Here is a 16630-nt window from a genome sequence, read left to right on the forward strand (position 1 = left end):
CGACATGCGCAAATCCGACGAGGCGCCGGAAATGGACGAATTCCTCGGCACCAAGCCGCGCCCGCGCTGGCGGCGGTGGATGAAATACTGGCTGCCCGCGTTGATCCTGATCGTGCTGGTGCTGATCGTCTCGCGCTGCACCGCCGATCCGCCGGGGCCCGATTATATCACCGAGCCCGTGACGCAGGCCTCGCTCGCGCTGTCGGTGACGGCGACGGGCAACCTGCGCCCGACCAACCAGGTCGAAGTGGGTGCGGAAGTCACCGGGCCGCTCGATTCGGTGCTGGTCGACGTGAACGACCGCGTGACACGGGGACAGGTGATCGCGGTGATCAACACCGAGATCATCGACCAGCAGATCGCCCAGTCGCGCGCCAATGTAAATGCGGCGCGCGCCGCACTCGGTCAGGCACAGGCGACTTTCGATATCGACACGGTGCAGCTGAAACGGCTCGAGGAAGTGCGGCGGCTGTCCGGCGGGCAGGTCCCCTCGCAGATCGAGCTGGAACAGGCCGAGGCCGCGGTGCAGCGCGACCGCGCCTCGCTCGCCTCGGCGCGCGCCAATATCGAGGCGGCGGAAGCCTCGCTCAAGGCCAACCTCACCACCCGCAGCCGTGCGGTGATCCGCGCGCCCGTGACCGGCGTGGTGCTCGCCCGCCGGGTCGAGCCGGGGCAGACCGTGGTCGCCAGCTTCAACACCGTCACACTGTTCGTGATTGCCGAGGACCTGTCGGAAATGCAGCTGCGCGTCGCCATCGACGAGGCGGATGTCGGGCAGGTCAAGCCGGGGCAGGATGCGACCTTCACCGTCGATGCCTATCCCGGCCGCCGGTTCCCGGCGACGTTGCAGCGGGTCGACCTCGCCTCGAAAAGCACGGTCGAAGGTTCTGCGGGCGGCGCGGCGGCGGCGGCTGGCAGTTCGGTGGTGAGCTACGAGGCGCGGCTCGATGTCCGCAACCCCGAGGGTCTGTTGCGCCCCGGCATGACCGCGACCGCCACCATCGAGACGCAGAACACCGGCACTGCGCTACTGGTGCCCAACGCGGCCCTGCGCTTCCGTCCGGACGAAAAGGCCGAGGAAGCCGGCGGAGTCTTCAATCCGCAGATCGGGCTGGAAGACGGCAAGCAGCAGGCCACTATCGGCGAAGGCAGCCGCCAGCAGGTGCAGGTGTTGCAGGCCGACGGCAAGCTGAAGGCGATCGAGGTCATCACCGGTCGCAGCGACGGGCGGCTGACCGTGGTGCGATCGAAGGAACTGAAGCCCGGCATGAAGGTCGTCACCGCGGTCAAGGCGGCAGCACAATGACGGGCGAGCCGCTGATCCAGCTGGAAGGAATTACCAAGACCTTCGGCACCGGAGCGGCGGCGTTTCAGGCGCTGAAGGGTGTCGACCTCACGATTTCGCGCGGCGAGTTCGTGGCGGTGATGGGGCCTTCGGGGTCGGGCAAGTCAACGACGATGAACATCCTCGGCTGTCTCGACGTGCCGACCAGCGGGGTGTTCCGGTTCCGCGGGGTGGAGGTGCAAAAGCTCGACCGCGATCAGCGCAGCCTGCTCAGGCGGCGCTATCTCGGATTCGTGTTTCAGGGCTTCAACCTGCTGGCGCGCACCACCGCGCTGGAGAATGTCGAACTGCCGCTGCTTTATCGCGGCGAGAGCAAGGCGGCGCGGCGTCAGGCGGCGATGCGCGCGCTGGATCAGGTCGGGCTGGGCCCCTGGGCCGATCACACTCCGGCCGAACTTTCGGGCGGCCAGCAGCAGCGCGTCGCCATCGCGCGCGCGCTGGTGACCGAGCCCGACGTGCTGCTTGCCGACGAGCCCACAGGCAACCTCGATTCCGAACGCTCGGTCGAAATCATGCAATTGCTTCAGCGGCTCAACGGCGAGGGCATCACCATTCTGATGGTCACGCACGAGGAAGACATGGCGGCCTATGCCGGCACCATCGTGCGCTTCCGCGACGGGCTGGTCGAACGGATCGAGCGTGGGGCGCTGGTGGAGGAGGGGGCCTGATGCTCGGCACCTCGATCCTCCTCGCGCTGCGCGAAATCCGGCGGCACATCCTGCGCTCGATCCTGACGACGCTCGGCATCATCATCGGCGTCGGCGCGGTGGTGACGATGGTGACGGTCGGCAATGGCGTGACCGCTTCGGTGCAGGAGGAAATCTCGTCGCTTGGTGCGAGCAATTTCATCATCTTCCCCGTGCGCACGACGCGCGGCACCATCCGCCCCTTCGACGAGGCCGATGTGCGCGCGGTCGAACAGCAGATTGCCGGCGTCCAGCTGGCGGCGGGGGGCGTAGGGGCGAGCGGCACCGCATTCTACAACGGGCAGGACTGGGACACGCGGGTGGAGGGCGGCACCAACCCCCTGCTCGAAGCGCAGACGATCACAATCGGAGAGGGCCGCGCCTTCACTCGGGACGAGGAAGCGGCGGGCAAGAACGTTTGTATCATCGGGCTCAAGGTGCGCGAGGCGATCTTCCCGGTTGGCTCCAGCCCGGTCGGTGCGCGGATGCGGATTGCCGACATCTCGTGCGAGGTCATCGGGGTGATGGAGGAGCGCGGCCAGGGGGGCGGGCAGGACGATGACGATGTCATCTACATGCCCCTGAAGACCGTGCAGCGGCGCTTCCGCGGCAACGACAATCTCGATTACTTCGTGGTCAAGTATGATGCGTCCTACGCCGCATCGGCGATCCAGGACTCGCTCGTCGGGCTGCTGCGCGAACGCCGCCTGCTACAGGGCGACGAGCCCAATGATTTCAACATCATCGACACGGCGCAGATCAATCAGGCGCTGGGTGCGGTGACGGGCGCGCTGACCGCGATGGTGGCGATCATCGCATCGATCAGCCTGCTGGTGGGCGGGATCGGGATCATGAACATCATGCTGGTGTCGGTCACGGAACGCACCCGCGAGATCGGTATCCGCCTCGCGATCGGAGCGCTGGCACGCGAAGTGCGCCTGCAGTTCCTGACCGAGGCGGTGGTGCTGTGCGCGCTCGGCGGGCTTGCCGGGATCGGGCTGGGCTTCCTTGCATCCTTGGCGCTGGCCGCAGCGATCGAGGTGCCCTTCGTGTTCGATCCGACCATCAACATCGTCAGCTTCGTGTTTTCCGCGATCATGGGGATCGTTTTCGGATACTACCCGGCCAGCCGCGCCTCGAAGCTCGACCCGATCGACGCGCTGCGGCACGAATAGGGCGCGCGCGGGGCGGGGCCGCCGATGGCGCGCCGGAGCAGCCCGATCGTGCCCCGCCTTTCGCGCAGGCGTTTCGGGGGGCGGTCAGCCGCCCCTGTCACCCGCGCCCGCGCCGCCGCCGAGCGACACGAACAGGGTCGCGCGGTTCTGGAGCCATGCCCGGCGGGTGGCGAGCAATTGCTGCTCGGCGCTGAACAGGTTGCGTTCGGCATCGAGCACTTCGAGGTAATCGGCCACGCCTTCGCGATACCGCGCGCGGGCGATGCGGGCAATTTCGACCTGCGCGTTGCGCGCGCGTTCGAGCGTCGCGATCTGCTGGGCAAGGTATTCGCGGCCCGCCAGCGCATCGGACACTTCGCGGAAAGCCTGCTGCACCGTGCGGTCGTAATTGGCGACCTGCTCGACCTCCAGCGCCTTGGCGAGATCGAGATTGGCCTCGCGCGCGCCGAAATCGAAGATCGGGAGCGAGATCGATGGCCCAAAGCTCCAGCCAAAGCCGTCGGTATCGAACAGATTGCCGAGACTGCTGGACGTCAGCCCGGCATTGCCCGTCAGCGAGATCGAAGGAAAGAAAGCCGCACGTGCCGCACCGATATTGGCCCGCGCCGCGCGCAGCTGTTCCTCAGCGGCGATAATGTCCGGACGGGCCAGCAGCAGTTCGGACGGTAGCCCGGCGGCGAGCCGGCGATCGTCAGCCTGAGCTTCGAGCGTAAGTCCCTCCGGCAAGGCTTCGGGCACGGTTCCGCCCACCAGCACCGCCAGCTGGTTGCGCAACTGCGCCAGCGCCAGCCGTTCGCTTGCAAGCTGCTGTTCGGCCTGAGTCAGCAGCGTCTCCGCCTGACGATAGGGCAAGGCCGAGGTGACCCCGGCATCGAGACGCAGCTTGGCGATCTTGAGGCCATCCCGGCGGCTGGTCGCGGTCGCTTCGGCCAGCACGATCTGTTCCTCGGTCTCGATGATCTCGAAATAGGTCGTGGCCGTGTCCGCGATCAGGGAGAGGTAGAAGGCGCGCTGCGTCGCCACCGAGGCGAGGTAGTTCGCCCGCGCCGCATCGCTCAGGTTCTTGACCCGCCCCCAGAAGTCGAGCTCGAAGGCGCTAACGCCGACCCCGATGTCGTAACGGTTGAAGGTGAAGGAGGTGGGCAGATTGTCGCCACCCGCTCCGGCACCGAAGGCCGGGTTGCCGGCGGTCGCCTGCCGCGTGCGCGTGCCACTGGCCGTGGCGACCAGGGAGGGAAGGCGGCGGCTGTCGTCGATGCGGTATTGCGCGCGGGCCTGTTCGATTCGGGCGGTGGCGGCCATCAGGTCGCGGTTGTTTTCCAGCGCCGTGGCGATCAGGGCCTGAAGCCGGGGATCAGGGTACCACGCCTGGTAGGACAGCTGCGATGCGACCACCGTGCCATCGGGCCGGTAGGCGGGATCGAAGCGGGGCGCAGTCGCCAAGGCCGGGCGGGTATCGTCCGGCGCCAGATTGACGCAGCCGGACAGCAGGGCCGGGACAAGGGCAAGCGGGATCAGGCGGTTCATTGCGCGGGCTCCCCGTCGCGTGGCAGGTCCGAAGGCGGCGCGGATGCCTCGTCCGTGTCGTCAGGCTTGCGGCCGATCCGGCGGATGGTGAGGTAGAGCAGCGGGATCAGGAAGATGCCGAGCACGGTCGCCGCGATCATCCCGCCCAGCACGCCCGTGCCCACCGCGATCCGGCTGGCCGCACCCGCTCCGCTCGCCAGCACCAGCGGCACCATGCCCATCGCGAAGGCAAGCGAGGTCATGATGATCGGGCGCAGCCGCAGCCGGGCAGCGGCCTTCACTGCCTCAAGCGGGGAGACGCCGCGTTCTTCTTCTTCCTCGATGGCGAATTCGACGATCAGGATCGCATTCTTGGCGGCAAGGCCGATGATCGTGATCAGGCCGACGTTGAAATAGACGTCCGCCGAAAGCCCGCGCAGCATCGAGAACAGCACCGCGCCCAGCACGCCCATCGGCACGATCAGCAGCACGGCGAGCGGGATCGTCCAGCTTTCGTAAAGCGCCGCCAGCACGAGGAACACGACGACGACCGACAGGCCCAGCAGCAGGCCGATCTGCCCGCCCGCCTGCTTTTCTTCATAGGACACGCCCGTCCATTCGTAGCCGATGCCCTGCGGAAGCTCGCTGGCGAGCCGCTCCATCTCGGCCAAGGCCGCGCCGGAGGATTCGCCCTCGGCGGCCATCCCCGACAGGGTCATCGCCGGATAGCCGTTGTAGCGCGCAAGGCTGGCCGGCGCGGCGGACCATTCCGCCGTAGCAAAGGCGCCGAAGGGCACCAATTCGCCCACGGCATTGGGAATGCGCAGCGCCAGCACATCGTCCGGCGTCATGCGGAACGGCGCATCGGCCTGCACCAGCACCTGCAACACGCGCCCTTCGCGGTTGAAATCATTGGCATAGGCCGATCCGAAGGTAATCGAGAGCGCGGCATTCACCTCGGTCATGGAGAGCCCCAGCGCGCGGGCCTGCACCCGGTCGACATTGATCTTGAGTTCGGGGCTCGGCCCCTGATCTTCGGGCCTGAGATTGGAAATCAGCGGGCTTTGCGAGGCCGCGCCCAGCAGTTGGTCGCGCGCGGCGATCAGCGCCTCGCGCCCCAGCCCCCCGCGATCCTGCAACTTGAGCGTGAAGCCGCTCGCCTGCCCGAGCGACTGGATCGCCGGGGGCTGGATGACGAAGGCGGTCGCGCCGTCGTTCTGCATGAATACGCCCATCGCCCGTCCCAACAGCGCGCCCGCGCTGCTCTCGGCAGCGGAACGTTCGTCCCACGGTTTGAGCGAGGCGAACATCAGCGCATTGTTCTGGCCCTGTCCGAAGAAGCTGAAGCCGCGCACCACCACGAGGCTGCGCACTTCCTCTTGCGCCATCCAGAAATCGGTGACCGGCTTCAACGCCTCGTCCATCCGCTCCTGCGTGGCACCGGGAGGGGCCTGTACCGCGGTGATCAGGAAGCCCTGATCCTCGGTCGGCAGAAAGGCGGTCGGTAGGCGCACGAACAGCAGCACGGTGACCGCAACCAGCGCGAGGAAGACGGCAAGGCCGCGCTTTGGGGCCGACAGGATGCGCGCGTTGGAAGAATCATACTTGCCCTCCATCTTCGCAAACCAGACGTTGAACTTGCCAAGGAAACGCCCGGTGGCGGCGCGCACTTGCGCGAGCCGGCCGCGCCAGCCTGCCGGCTGCGGCGCAGGCTCGGCGACGGGGTCCGCGGGGGCTGGGCCGCCATGCCCCTCGCCGGACAGCGGCTTGAGGAAGGTCGCGCACAGCGCGGGCGTGAGCGACAGTGCGAGAAACGCCGAAAAGAAGATCGCGACCGCCAGCGTCACCGAAAACTGACGGTAGATCCCGCCGGTGGAGCCCGGGAAGAACGCCATCGGCACGAACACCGCGATCAGCACCAGCGTCATCCCGATGATCGCGGTGGTGATCTGGCCCATCGCCTTGCGCGTCGCCTCCAGCGGGGGGAGGCCCTCTTCGCGCATGATCCGCTCGACATTTTCGATCACGACGATGGCGTCGTCGACCAGAATGCCGATCGCCAGCACCATGCCGAACAGCGAGAGCACGTTGATCGAAAAGCCGAACAGCCACAGGCCCAGACAGGCGCCCGCCAGCGCAATCGGCACGACCAGCGTCGGAATCAGCGTCGCGCGCCAGTTCTGGAGGAACAGGTACATGACGAGAAAAACAAGCACCATCGCCTCGACCAGCGTCTTGATCACCTCGTCGACCGAGGCCTGGACGAAGGGCGTGGTGTCGTAGGGGATCGACCAGCTCACACCGTTCGGCAGGCCGGATTCGAGCTCGGCCATGCGCGCCTTTACGCCCTCTGCGGCGGCGAGCGCATTGGCGCCGGTGCCCAATTGCACCGCCATCCCCGCCATCGGCGCGCCGTTCAGCGTGGTGGAGGTGGCATAGCTCTGCGCGCCGATCTCGATCCGCGCGACCTCGCCCAGCCGGACGACCGCGGCGCCGGTGTTGGCGCGCAGGATGATGTTTTCGAACTCCTCGACCGTCCGGAACCGGCCTTCGCTGGTGATCGTCGCGGTGATCTGCTGCCCGGGCGCGAGCGGCTTGGCGCCGATCGATCCGCCCGCGATCTGCGCGTTCTGTTCCCGGATCGCAGCCAGCACCGCGCTGGGCGAAAGGTTGTAGGAGGCGAGCGCATCGGGATCGAGCCAGATGCGCATCGCATAGGGCGAGCCGAACAGTGTCACGTCGCCCACGCCCTGCACGCGCCGCAATTCGTCGATCACCTGACTTGAGGCGATATTGCCGAGATCGGTGCTGGTCAGATCGCCATTGTCGGAGGTCAACGCCACGATCAGCAGGAACCCGGCATTGGCCTGCCGCACGGTGATCCCCTGCTGGCGCACTTCCTCGGGCAGCCGCGCCTCGACCGTGCTGAGGCGGTTCTGCACCTCGGTCTGCGCGATGTCGATATCGGTGCCTGCTTCGAAGGTCAGCGTGATGCTGGCCGTGCCGTTCGAGGCGCTCGACGAGGCCATGTAGAGGAACCCCTCGACCCCGTTGAGCTGCTGCTCGATCACCTGCGTGACGTTCTGTTCGAGCGTCTCGGCATCGGCACCGGGATAGACGACGCTGATTGTCAGCGAAGGCGGGGCGACCTCGGGATATTGCTCGATCGGCAGGGCTCTGAGCGCGATGATGCCGGCGAGCAGTATGCCCAGCGCCACCACCCAGGCAAAGATGGGGCGATCGATGAAGAAACGCGGCATGGATCAGCGCGCCCCGCTGCGTGGGGCAGGTTTGGGCGCGGCGGAGGGTTTGGCCTTGCTGGCAGCGTCGACCGGTTTCACCGGCACGCCTGGGCGCAATTTCTGGAGGTTGCTGGTAATCACCACATCGCCCGCCTTCAGGCCGCTTTCGACGATCCAATTGCCATCGACCAGCGCGCCGAGCTTCACCGGGCGCGGAGCCACCAGCCCCTTGGCGTCGATCACGAAGACCGAGCCGCCCTGTTCGGACAGCGTTACCGCGCGCTGCGGGACGACAATACCCTGCTTCAGCTCGCCGACGAAGAGCTTGGCGCGAACGAATTCGCCCGGCAGCAGCAGCCCGGTGGGATTGGGGAATTCGGCGCGCAGGCCGACCGTCCCGGTCTCCTCGTCGACCGAAAAGGCGAGGAAGTTGATGTAACCGGGGATGGGATATTCGGTGCCGTCAGTGAAGGTGAGGCGGACTTCGACCCGCTGATCTTCATCGAGCACCACTTCGCCCGCGCTGATCGCCCGGCGGATTGCCAGAACCTGGCTCGCCGACTGGGCGAAATTGACATAGACCGGCGCGGTCTGCTCGATCCGGGTCATCAGCGTGCCCTCGGTCTGGCTCACCAGCGCGCCTTCGGTAATCTCTGCCCGCCCTGCGCGCCCCGCGATCGGCGCGCGCACGGTGGTGTAATTGAGCTGAAGGTTGGCGGCTTCCAGCTGCGCGCGGATCTGCGCGACATTGGCCTCGGCCTCGCGCGCGGTTGCCAGCGCGGCATCATATTCCTGACTGCTGATGGCGTTTTCCGCGACCAGCGGCTTGTACCGCTCCACCACGGCACGCGCGTTGCGCTCGGTCGCCCGCGCGCGGTCGAGTGCAGCCTTGGTCTGGGCGTAGCTGGCGCGCAGCTCGCGCGGATCGATCAGGAACAGCGGCTGGCCCTGCGAAACATTGGTGCCTTCGGTGTAGAGCCGCTTCTGCACGATCCCGGTGACCCGCGCACGCACCTCGGCCTGACGCACCGGCTCGACCCGGCCCGGCAGCTCGATGACGTTGGGGATCGACTGGCTGGCGATGGTGACGGTCTGCACCGGGATTGGCTGCGGGGCGGGCGGTGCCTGTTCACCTGAACACGCGACGACCAGTAAGCAGGCGGCAATGCCGGTGCAGATGCGCTTCATCGGGAGAGGTCTTTCATTTGTTAGTTTTTTTGCAGTTGCGAACGTGTAATCAGCGTTACACCATTGTCAATCATGGCCCGCCTGCGGAGTTCGTATTAATCATGGAAGTCTCGTCCGACCGCTTGCGGATCGACCGGCGCAGGGCCGCGATCATTCGTGCGGCCCACCAGCTTTTCCTCGAACAAGGCTACGAACGCACGACACTTGCTGAAATCGTCGGGCGCGCGGGCGGTTCCCTGACGACGGTCTACAAGCTGTTCGGCAACAAGGACGGTCTGCTCGAGGCGGTGATTCGCGAAACCGCGGCGTCGGGAGAGGCGCTCGTCCGGGATGCCGAAGATTCCGGGTTACCCCCTGCAGAAGCCTTGCGGCGGCTGGCGGAAGGGCTTCACCGGCATTTTCTTGAACCCGATGTGATCGCTCTGGTCCGGATCGTGATCGCGCGGAGCATCAGCGATCCGCAATTCGCGCGGCAGTTCTTCGAACGCACCGCCAACCGCACCCGCGATGCCGTTGCAGCCCTGTTCACGCGGTGGCAGGCAGAAGGCACGGAAATGACCGGCGAGCCCGCATTCCTCGCCGAGATGTTCATGGGACTTTTCGTCAGCGACCTGCAGACGCAAGCGATCAGCCACGGCACGGCAATCAGCCAATGGCCCGAGCGGCTGCACGAAAGAACCGATTTCTTCGCGAGGGCAGCGGGTCTTTCGCCGGAGCCGGCACCATCTATCCCGAGTCATTGAAAAGATGGTGGGCGCGACAGGGATTGAACCTGTGACCCCACCCGTGTGAAGGGAGCCAGCCAAATCAGATAGTCAGATGTTTTCTTTGTAGAATTTGCCTTTTGTACGGGGCTGACTGTACGCGATTTGTACGAGCGGGCACTTTGAGGCCCTCGGAAACGCGCATGTCTGGTCGGAATTACCGCGTTGGGAAGCCGGTAGGCAGGCCGCCAGACCGCCTACGAAAAACCGCCGGAAGGGCTGGCACCCTTCACAGCGGTCATTTCAATAGCGTTGCGGCTATTTCTCTCATTTACGCGACCGAAGAATCGGGTGCAAGGGCAAACCTTGCCGGAGGTGCAAAATGAGCGCCTCATTGGCCCATGGTGGCTTGCCGCCAGGCGTTACCCACTTCAGCCTCGCTGATCTGATCGAAAAGATCGCGCCGGGGTCTCGCCGCGAGGAACGTTTGTCGGCGACCGCGGTGCGCGTCCTGAAGCATTACCTGCTCGGCTGCCGGTCGTCCGACTTTGAGCCTGGCAAGATTTGCGGCGTATGGGAGCAACCGCAGACCACAGCGCAGACGCTGCGGATTTCAACGAAGGTCCTACACAACGCCGAAGCCGAGCTGAAGCGCGGCGGGTTCATTGAGCGGACCCATGTTCCGCATGCGCGCCGCAGCGGCCAGCGTAGTGACGGCGTCATCGTCAGCCTTGCGGGGATCAGCCTTCGTCCGGTCATCGATGGCTATGGCCGTTGGAAGGCTCGGCTTGACGCCATGGAGCTGCATGAGCGTGCGGTGGCTTCACTGCGGCATGAGGTGGTCATGCTCGGTCGTCAGATCAGGGCAAGCGAGGCGGTGGAGGCCGTCGAGCAAGCAGATCGCATTCTGCCCCGGGGCCGCGTGTCCCGCATCGAGTCCATCGAGAAACTGGAGGCCCTGAAAGCGTCGCTGGAGGCGCTGCTGGTGCAGCTGGATCTTCCGTCTGGTGACACGAAATCTTCCGTCCGGACGGAAGAAATCTTCGCACCCAATATACCTATCCAAGACTCATCGAAAAACTGTACCCGCGCGCCCGCCGCGCAAAGCGACGCTGATCGGTCAGCCGAGATCACGCCAGCTATGGCCGCCAGCCTTGCGAGCGACGATTATCGGGCTCTGCTGCCATCCACGCAGCCACCGGGCTGGCCAGACATTGTCGAAGCGTCGGCCATCGCGTGCCTCTGGCATGGCATCTCCCAACCCGCGTGGGCTGCAGCCTGCGACCGGATGGGGCGCGAGCGAGCGGCGCTGTCGGTGCTCATCATCGACCGCAACGCGCGGCTTCCGGCAGAGCACCGATACCGCGCCCGATCAGGCAGGAAATGTCTGGCCGGGCTGATGCGCAATACCGCGAGCCTCGCGCCCATGATCGCGGCTGCAAAGGGCTTTGCGGGTGGGAGCGTGCCTGACCGTCCGTTCGAAGTCGCTCCATCCCGCCAGGACGCCGGGCAGAGCTTCGCGATGGCCTGTCAGGCAGCTCTCCGGACCTTTGTCGGAGAAGATCGTGGACATCGCATGACGGGGGCCGAGCAATGACCAGGTGCCGCTTATCAGCCTGTTGCGCCCCCTGCCGGGGCGGTCTCAACGGGAAATCCAGTCCGATATGGCAGGTGGAAACCAGGACGGCACAAGGGCTCGGCGGGGAAAATAGAATTACACACTCCACGCTACGTGGCGGTGTGATCTGGGCGGGCGTAGACCCGCAGAAATCCGGCATTCTAGGCTCTAGACAGGTTCATAATCGCGCCGCGAAAGCTGCCCCAGCAGCACAATCGGTCTATAGCCAGTCTATAGAACCGCCATATTTCAACAGGTTGATCTCTAGGCGGTCGCCTCTTGCCTCTGAAATCAAAGGAGGTTCCAGTGGCCAAGCTTGAACAGCTCAACACCAGCGTCTCATCTGACATCTACACCCGGTTCAGCGCCATCGCGGCCGAACGGAGTCTGTCGAACGCGGCCCTGCTCAGGGATCTGGCCGTCGAATTCATTGAGGCCGCCGATGCTGGCCGTGCCCTTTTCCAGAAGGAGGCTGCACCGCGCCTCGACACCACAGTCAGCTTTCTTGTTCATGAGCTGCGTGACCTCGTGGTCGAGCTCGACCGGGCGCAGAACGAGAACGCTCGGCTGTTCGGGAAGCTCGTGGCGGACTGGAATGGCGGCGAAGCAGCTAGCCAACGTGCCCATGAGAACATTGCCAACCAAATCCGGCAACGCAACTCCGAGGCTTACTCGGCCTTCTACCAGCAGGTCGAGAAGCTGCTTGCCGGTTTCGAAGCGCTGGAGCCCAGACTCATCGAGGCGCTCGAACCGCACCTCGCGAAGATCTCCGAACAGCTCGACAAGTCGATCGCACTCGCCAGCGAGCCCCGCCAGATACGCGCAGTCTACCTTGGCGATGATCGCATGCTGTCGCTCAGGTTTCTGTCAGCGTGCGGAGGCTTGGTGATTGTCTTCGGTTTTCTTGTCGGCCTCATGGCACCGAACCTGTGGGACAGCTGGTCTGTTTGGCAGGCTGCCAAGCTGATCGATAGCCCGGCAGAGATGTGTCGCCTCATCGAAGCGGAATACGCCACCACCGATTGCACCGTTCCCCAGCAGGAGCGCGAACTGGGGTTGCGCGTTATCGCCCATGAGGACCGGCGATGATTACGCTCGCCTCGGTCGGCTCAGCCTCATCGGCGGCGGAGTATTACTCGGCCGACAACTACTACACCGCCGACCAGACACAGGATGCAAGCTCGTGGTTCGGTGAGGGCGCCGAGGTACTAGGTCTGTCAGGCAAGGTCGAGGAAGCGGCCTTCGTCGCCGTGCTCGAGGGCAGGCTTCCCGATGGGTCAGTGATTGCCGGGAAGGACGGCGTGCACCGCCCCGGCGTTGATCTCACCTTCTCGGCGTCGAAGTCCGTTTCGCTGGTGGCGATGCTCGGCGGCGACAAGCGTCTGGTCGAAGCCTTGAAGGATTCCGTCGCGGCAACCCTGCGATGGGCGGAGAAGAACGTTGTCGAAGCGCGGGTCTGGGATGCAGCGCTAGGGAGACAGGTGCCCGAACGCACCGGCAACCTCATCGCCGCGACCTTCCTGCATGACGTGAACAGGAACGGCGAACCGCAACTGCACATCCACGCCGTCGTTGCCAACGCGACCATGGCCTCGGACGGCAAATGGCATGCGGTGCGCAATGACGAGCTCTACCGCGCGCAGCACGTGTTGTCGGCAGTCCACAATGCCGAACTGCGCAACCGCGTCGAAGCCTTGGGCTACGAAACCGTCCCTGCCCGCAATGCCATCGACGGTGCTTTCGAGATCAAAGGTGTGACGCGGGAAGCGGTCGAAGCGTTCTCAACCCGACGCGCCGAAATTCTCGCCGAGCTGGCCAAGGGGGATCGGGGCAGTGCACGCGAGCGCGAATTGGCGGCGCTATCGACACGGCGCGGGAAGGAACTGGAGCCCGATGCGGCGCGGCAGGTCGCCGCTTGGAAAGAGACCGCCCGCGCCATCGGCTTCGATCCGGCCCGGCTGATCGAGAATGCCATGGCACGCGCGGCAGGTGAACAGACGGTCTGGTCGCGCGTCGTCGACGGCATTCGCGGGATCGGCGAGCGCGGCATGGCGATTGCCGGTGCCATGGGACTGACCCCGCGTGATTCTGACCCGCTGGTGCCAGAGCGGCTCGGGCGGCTCGAGCCCAAGGCCTTTGCCGCGGCACAGGCAGTTGCCTCGGCAGCGCGGGAGCTGGGCGAACGCGAGGCAGCCTTCTCCCGCAACGACCTGATCCGGACAGCGCTTGAACGGCAGGGGCCGGTCACCGTCACCATGATCGAAGCCCGGATCGATCTGTTGCAGCAGCGCGGCTTGCTGATCGGCAGCTGTCCGGCGGATCGCGACCGGATGCTCACCACCGAACAGGCGCTGGCCATGGAGACCAAGGTCATTGCCCTGGCGCAGGCGGGCAAGGACAGCGTTCAACCCATCGCAGACAAGGACGGCATCGTTGCGCGACTGCAGGAACAGGCGCGGGCCATCGGCCTTCGCCGCCTCAATCCCGGGCAGGAGCAGGCGGGCGTCGCGATCCTTACCTCCAAAGACCGCGTGCATCTGGTTCAGGGCGGCGCGGGTGTGGGGAAGTCGGCGGCGCTGGCTCCGGTTGCGGCCATTGCGCGTGAGGAGGGGCGGCAGGTGGTGGCGCTGTCCCACGTGGGTCGGATCGCGCGGGAGTTTGGGGAGAAAACGGCCAGTCCAGCATCGACCGTGGATGCGTTTTTGGCACGGTATGGGCGTGTCATTGATGGCAGTGCCAGCGCGGATAAGGTGGCAACGGCAAGGGCGGAGCTGTCCGGTGCGCTGGTGATGGTGGATGAGGCCAGTCAGATCGGCACGGATCGGCTCGCGCGGCTCATCACCCTCGCCAACCAGATGGACGTGGGTAAGCTGGTGCTCGCCGGCGATGTGAAACAACTGCCGGCCATCGAGGCGGGCAAGCCCTTTGCGCAATTGCAGCAGCATGATCTCAGGCAGAGCCAGATCACCGAGAACCTGCGCGCGCAGACCCCGCAGATGCAGGCCATCAACCGCGCGCTCGAACAGGGCGATGTCGCCCAGGCCTTTGCCGCGCTGAAACCTGCGACCATCGAAGTTGCGCCGGGCAAGATCGCAGGCATTGCCGCCGATATGTGGGCCGACCTGCCCAAGGAGCAGCGCGACAACACCATCCTTCTGGCCGCGGGGCGCGCGATGCGCAGCGCGGGCAATGCTGCCGCGCAGGCTTCGCTGATTGATCGCGGCCAGATCAGCGCGCGGGGGATCAGACTCGAGGTGCTCGACCGGGTCACCGTCACCCGCGAGGGTGCGCGGCAGTTGAAGGGCTATCAGGAGGGGCGTGTCGTCGCCTTCGAGACTAACCTGACCAAACAGGGCTTTGCGCGTGGCGAGCGCGGAACCGTTATCGGAGTCAGGGACGGCAAGGTCGACCTTACCATGCCCAACGGCGAGATCCGCCGCTTCGATCCCGACCGCTTGCCGCGCAACCTGAAGCACGACGCGGTCACCATCTTCGAGCCCAAGCAGATCGACCTGCACGAGGGTGACCGCATCCGCTGGACCGCCAAGGATGGGGAACGCGGCTTGCTCAACGGCGATATTGCCCATGTTGCCCGTATCGACGGTGACACGATTACCGTGAAGGCCAGCGACGGCCAGCTCCACGATCTGCCACGCGGCGATCCCATGCTCGAGCGGCTCGACCTTGCCTACGCCATCAACGTTCACGTCGCGCAAGGAATGACGGCCAAAGACGGCATCATCATGATGTCAGAGCGCGAGCGGATGCTCAACACCTCGGCCTCGTTCCTGGTTGCCGTGACCCGGATCGCGGAGAACGCGACGCTGGTGACCGACAATCCCTCGCGCGTCGAGCGGCAGGTGGAGAGTCGAACCGGCGAGAAAAGCAGCGCGATCGAGACCGCCCGGGAAAATGGCCACGCTCTGCCCTCCGCGACGGAGAAGAAGGACCGTGAACTGGCCTTGGAGCGGACACCCGAGCGCAGCGAACCGGGGCGCGGATCCAGCGGGCCAGATCTGTCGCGCGACCGCGATTACGACTTCGGGATGTGACCGCGATGATGCCCCCGGATCCCTACGTCCGCACACCCGCACAGCCTCACATGCCCACATGTGAACATGAGGACCACCGCACATGACCACGCCCTCACATCCCCACACCCATACATCAGCGCGGACAGTCGCGATCATCAGTCAGAAGGGCGGTGCCGGGAAGACCACGCTGGCCATCCATCTCGCTGCCGCGGCCGCCCGTGCAGGGCACATCAGCCTGCTGATCGACACCGACCCGCAGGCCAGCGCCTCGCAATGGGCTGAGTGGCGGCAAGGCGCGCCGCCGGAGGTGATCGACAGTGCCCCGCTGCGCATCCCGGCGAAGATCGCGGTCGCCGCCGCACAGGGCGCCGAGCTGATCGTGATCGACACGCCGCCACACGCCGATTTTGCGGCCAGCAAAGCAGCCGAATGCGCCGATGTGGTGCTGATCCCGTGCCGCCCCAGCGCCTTCGACCTTGCGGCGATGCGCACGACCATCCGCTTGGTCGAGCTGCTCGCGCGCCCTGCCTTCGTCGTGTTCACTGCCGGACCGCCCCATGCCCCGCACATCTATGCCGATGCCCGCGAACTGGTGACCGGGTTCGGCGGCCAGACCTGCCCCATCATCCTGCCGGACCGCGCGGCCTATCGCCATGCCGTTGCAGGTGGGCAGACCGTGTTCGAGTTCGATCCCGACGGCAAAGCAGCGGGCGAGATTGAACAGCTGCACATGTGGGCATGTGAACAGCTCCACATGTCCACACGCTCACAGTCTCAGGCGCACAAGAGGAAATCCGCATGAACCGCTTCGCTAACCTTGCCGATCGGAAACCCAAGGATGACGGAGCGGCACCTGCGCCAACCGGATCCGCACCTGTCGTCGCTCAGGTTCCCACCCCGCCGAGCCGCGTCGGCCGCAAGGCAATCTCCGGCTACTTCGCACCCGAGCTGTCGCTGGCGCTCCACACCTGCGCGCGCCGCCATGGCCTCAGCCTTCAGGATCTGATGGCCGAAGCCTTCGACGACGTCCTGCGCAAGTACGGCGAGAGCCCCATTGGCCGCTAGTCGATCCCAGGGAACAAGAGAAAAGGCAGGATTTTGAGGGGTATGAGTTGAAGTGAGAATGTGAGAC

12 protein-coding genes are annotated in these 16630 nt (G+C 65.6%); 9 read left to right on the top strand and 3 right to left on the bottom strand.

Annotated elements, in window-relative coordinates; translation table 11 throughout:
• Window positions 1-4: 4 nt before the first annotated feature.
• From E2E27_RS06545 to E2E27_RS06555, 3 genes are read left to right on the top strand one after another with little or no spacing between them, the layout of a single operon-like run.
• The gene (locus tag E2E27_RS06545; RefSeq protein WP_141461636.1) at window positions 5-1306 is read left to right on the top strand and encodes an efflux RND transporter periplasmic adaptor subunit; all 1302 of its coding nucleotides are present in this window, start codon (window positions 5-7) and stop codon (window positions 1304-1306) included.
• Complete coding sequence (locus E2E27_RS06550; RefSeq protein ID WP_141458221.1) at window positions 1303-2013, top strand: ABC transporter ATP-binding protein; 711 nt, start codon at window positions 1303-1305, stop codon at window positions 2011-2013. The genes E2E27_RS06545 and E2E27_RS06550 overlap by 4 nt, the downstream gene beginning before the upstream one ends.
• Window positions 2013-3206, top strand: coding sequence for an ABC transporter permease (locus E2E27_RS06555; protein ID WP_141458222.1), 1194 nt, complete (start codon window positions 2013-2015; stop codon window positions 3204-3206). Before E2E27_RS06550 ends, E2E27_RS06555 begins: the two co-directional genes overlap by 1 nt.
• 84 nt (window positions 3207-3290) lie before the next feature.
• Here the strand turns inward: E2E27_RS06555 and E2E27_RS06560 are convergent, their stop codons facing one another.
• From E2E27_RS06560 to E2E27_RS06570, 3 genes are read right to left on the bottom strand one after another with little or no spacing between them, the layout of a single operon-like run.
• Window positions 3291-4733, bottom strand: coding sequence for an efflux transporter outer membrane subunit (locus tag E2E27_RS06560; RefSeq protein ID WP_141458223.1), 1443 nt, complete (start codon window positions 4731-4733; stop codon window positions 3291-3293).
• Complete coding sequence (locus E2E27_RS06565; RefSeq protein ID WP_141458224.1) at window positions 4730-7972, bottom strand: multidrug efflux RND transporter permease subunit; 3243 nt, start codon at window positions 7970-7972, stop codon at window positions 4730-4732. The genes E2E27_RS06560 and E2E27_RS06565 overlap by 4 nt, the downstream gene beginning before the upstream one ends.
• A 3-nt stretch (window positions 7973-7975) precedes the next feature.
• Window positions 7976-9142 carry an efflux RND transporter periplasmic adaptor subunit gene (locus tag E2E27_RS06570; protein ID WP_141458225.1) on the bottom strand — a complete coding sequence of 389 codons (1167 nt, stop codon included), beginning with the start codon at window positions 9140-9142 and terminating at the stop codon, window positions 7976-7978.
• Window positions 9143-9243: 101 nt separating this feature from the next.
• On the opposite strand from E2E27_RS06570, the gene E2E27_RS06575 reads away from it, so the two are divergent.
• The 6 genes from E2E27_RS06575 (at window position 9244) to E2E27_RS06600 (ending at window position 16563) form a co-directional block, all read left to right on the top strand.
• The gene (locus E2E27_RS06575) at window positions 9244-9885 is read left to right on the top strand and encodes a TetR/AcrR family transcriptional regulator (RefSeq protein WP_141458226.1); all 642 of its coding nucleotides are present in this window, start codon (window positions 9244-9246) and stop codon (window positions 9883-9885) included.
• Window positions 9886-10228: 343 nt separating this feature from the next.
• Window positions 10229-11443: a replication initiation protein RepC gene (gene repC, locus E2E27_RS06580; RefSeq protein ID WP_141458227.1), complete on the top strand. Its 1215-nt coding sequence runs from the start codon at window positions 10229-10231 to the stop codon at window positions 11441-11443.
• Between the two features lie 327 nt (window positions 11444-11770).
• On the top strand, window positions 11771-12553 hold the full coding sequence (locus E2E27_RS06585) for a hypothetical protein (protein WP_073973740.1): 783 nt from the start codon (window positions 11771-11773) through the stop codon (window positions 12551-12553).
• Window positions 12550-15516 (top strand): MobF family relaxase, encoded by a 2967-nt coding sequence (gene mobF, locus E2E27_RS06590; protein ID WP_141458228.1) that lies wholly within the window; start codon window positions 12550-12552, stop codon window positions 15514-15516. Before E2E27_RS06585 ends, mobF begins: the two co-directional genes overlap by 4 nt.
• Window positions 15517-15598: 82 nt before the next feature.
• Window positions 15599-16300, top strand: coding sequence for a ParA family partition ATPase (parA, locus tag E2E27_RS06595; protein WP_141458229.1), 702 nt, complete (start codon window positions 15599-15601; stop codon window positions 16298-16300).
• Complete coding sequence (locus tag E2E27_RS06600; RefSeq protein WP_073973233.1) at window positions 16297-16563, top strand: ribbon-helix-helix domain-containing protein; 267 nt, start codon at window positions 16297-16299, stop codon at window positions 16561-16563. The genes parA and E2E27_RS06600 overlap by 4 nt, the downstream gene beginning before the upstream one ends.
• Window positions 16564-16630: the final 67 nt, after the last annotated feature.

The sequence above is a fragment of the Porphyrobacter sp. YT40 genome, from assembly GCF_006542605.1.
In the GTDB taxonomy this organism is placed as follows: domain Bacteria; phylum Pseudomonadota; class Alphaproteobacteria; order Sphingomonadales; family Sphingomonadaceae; genus Erythrobacter.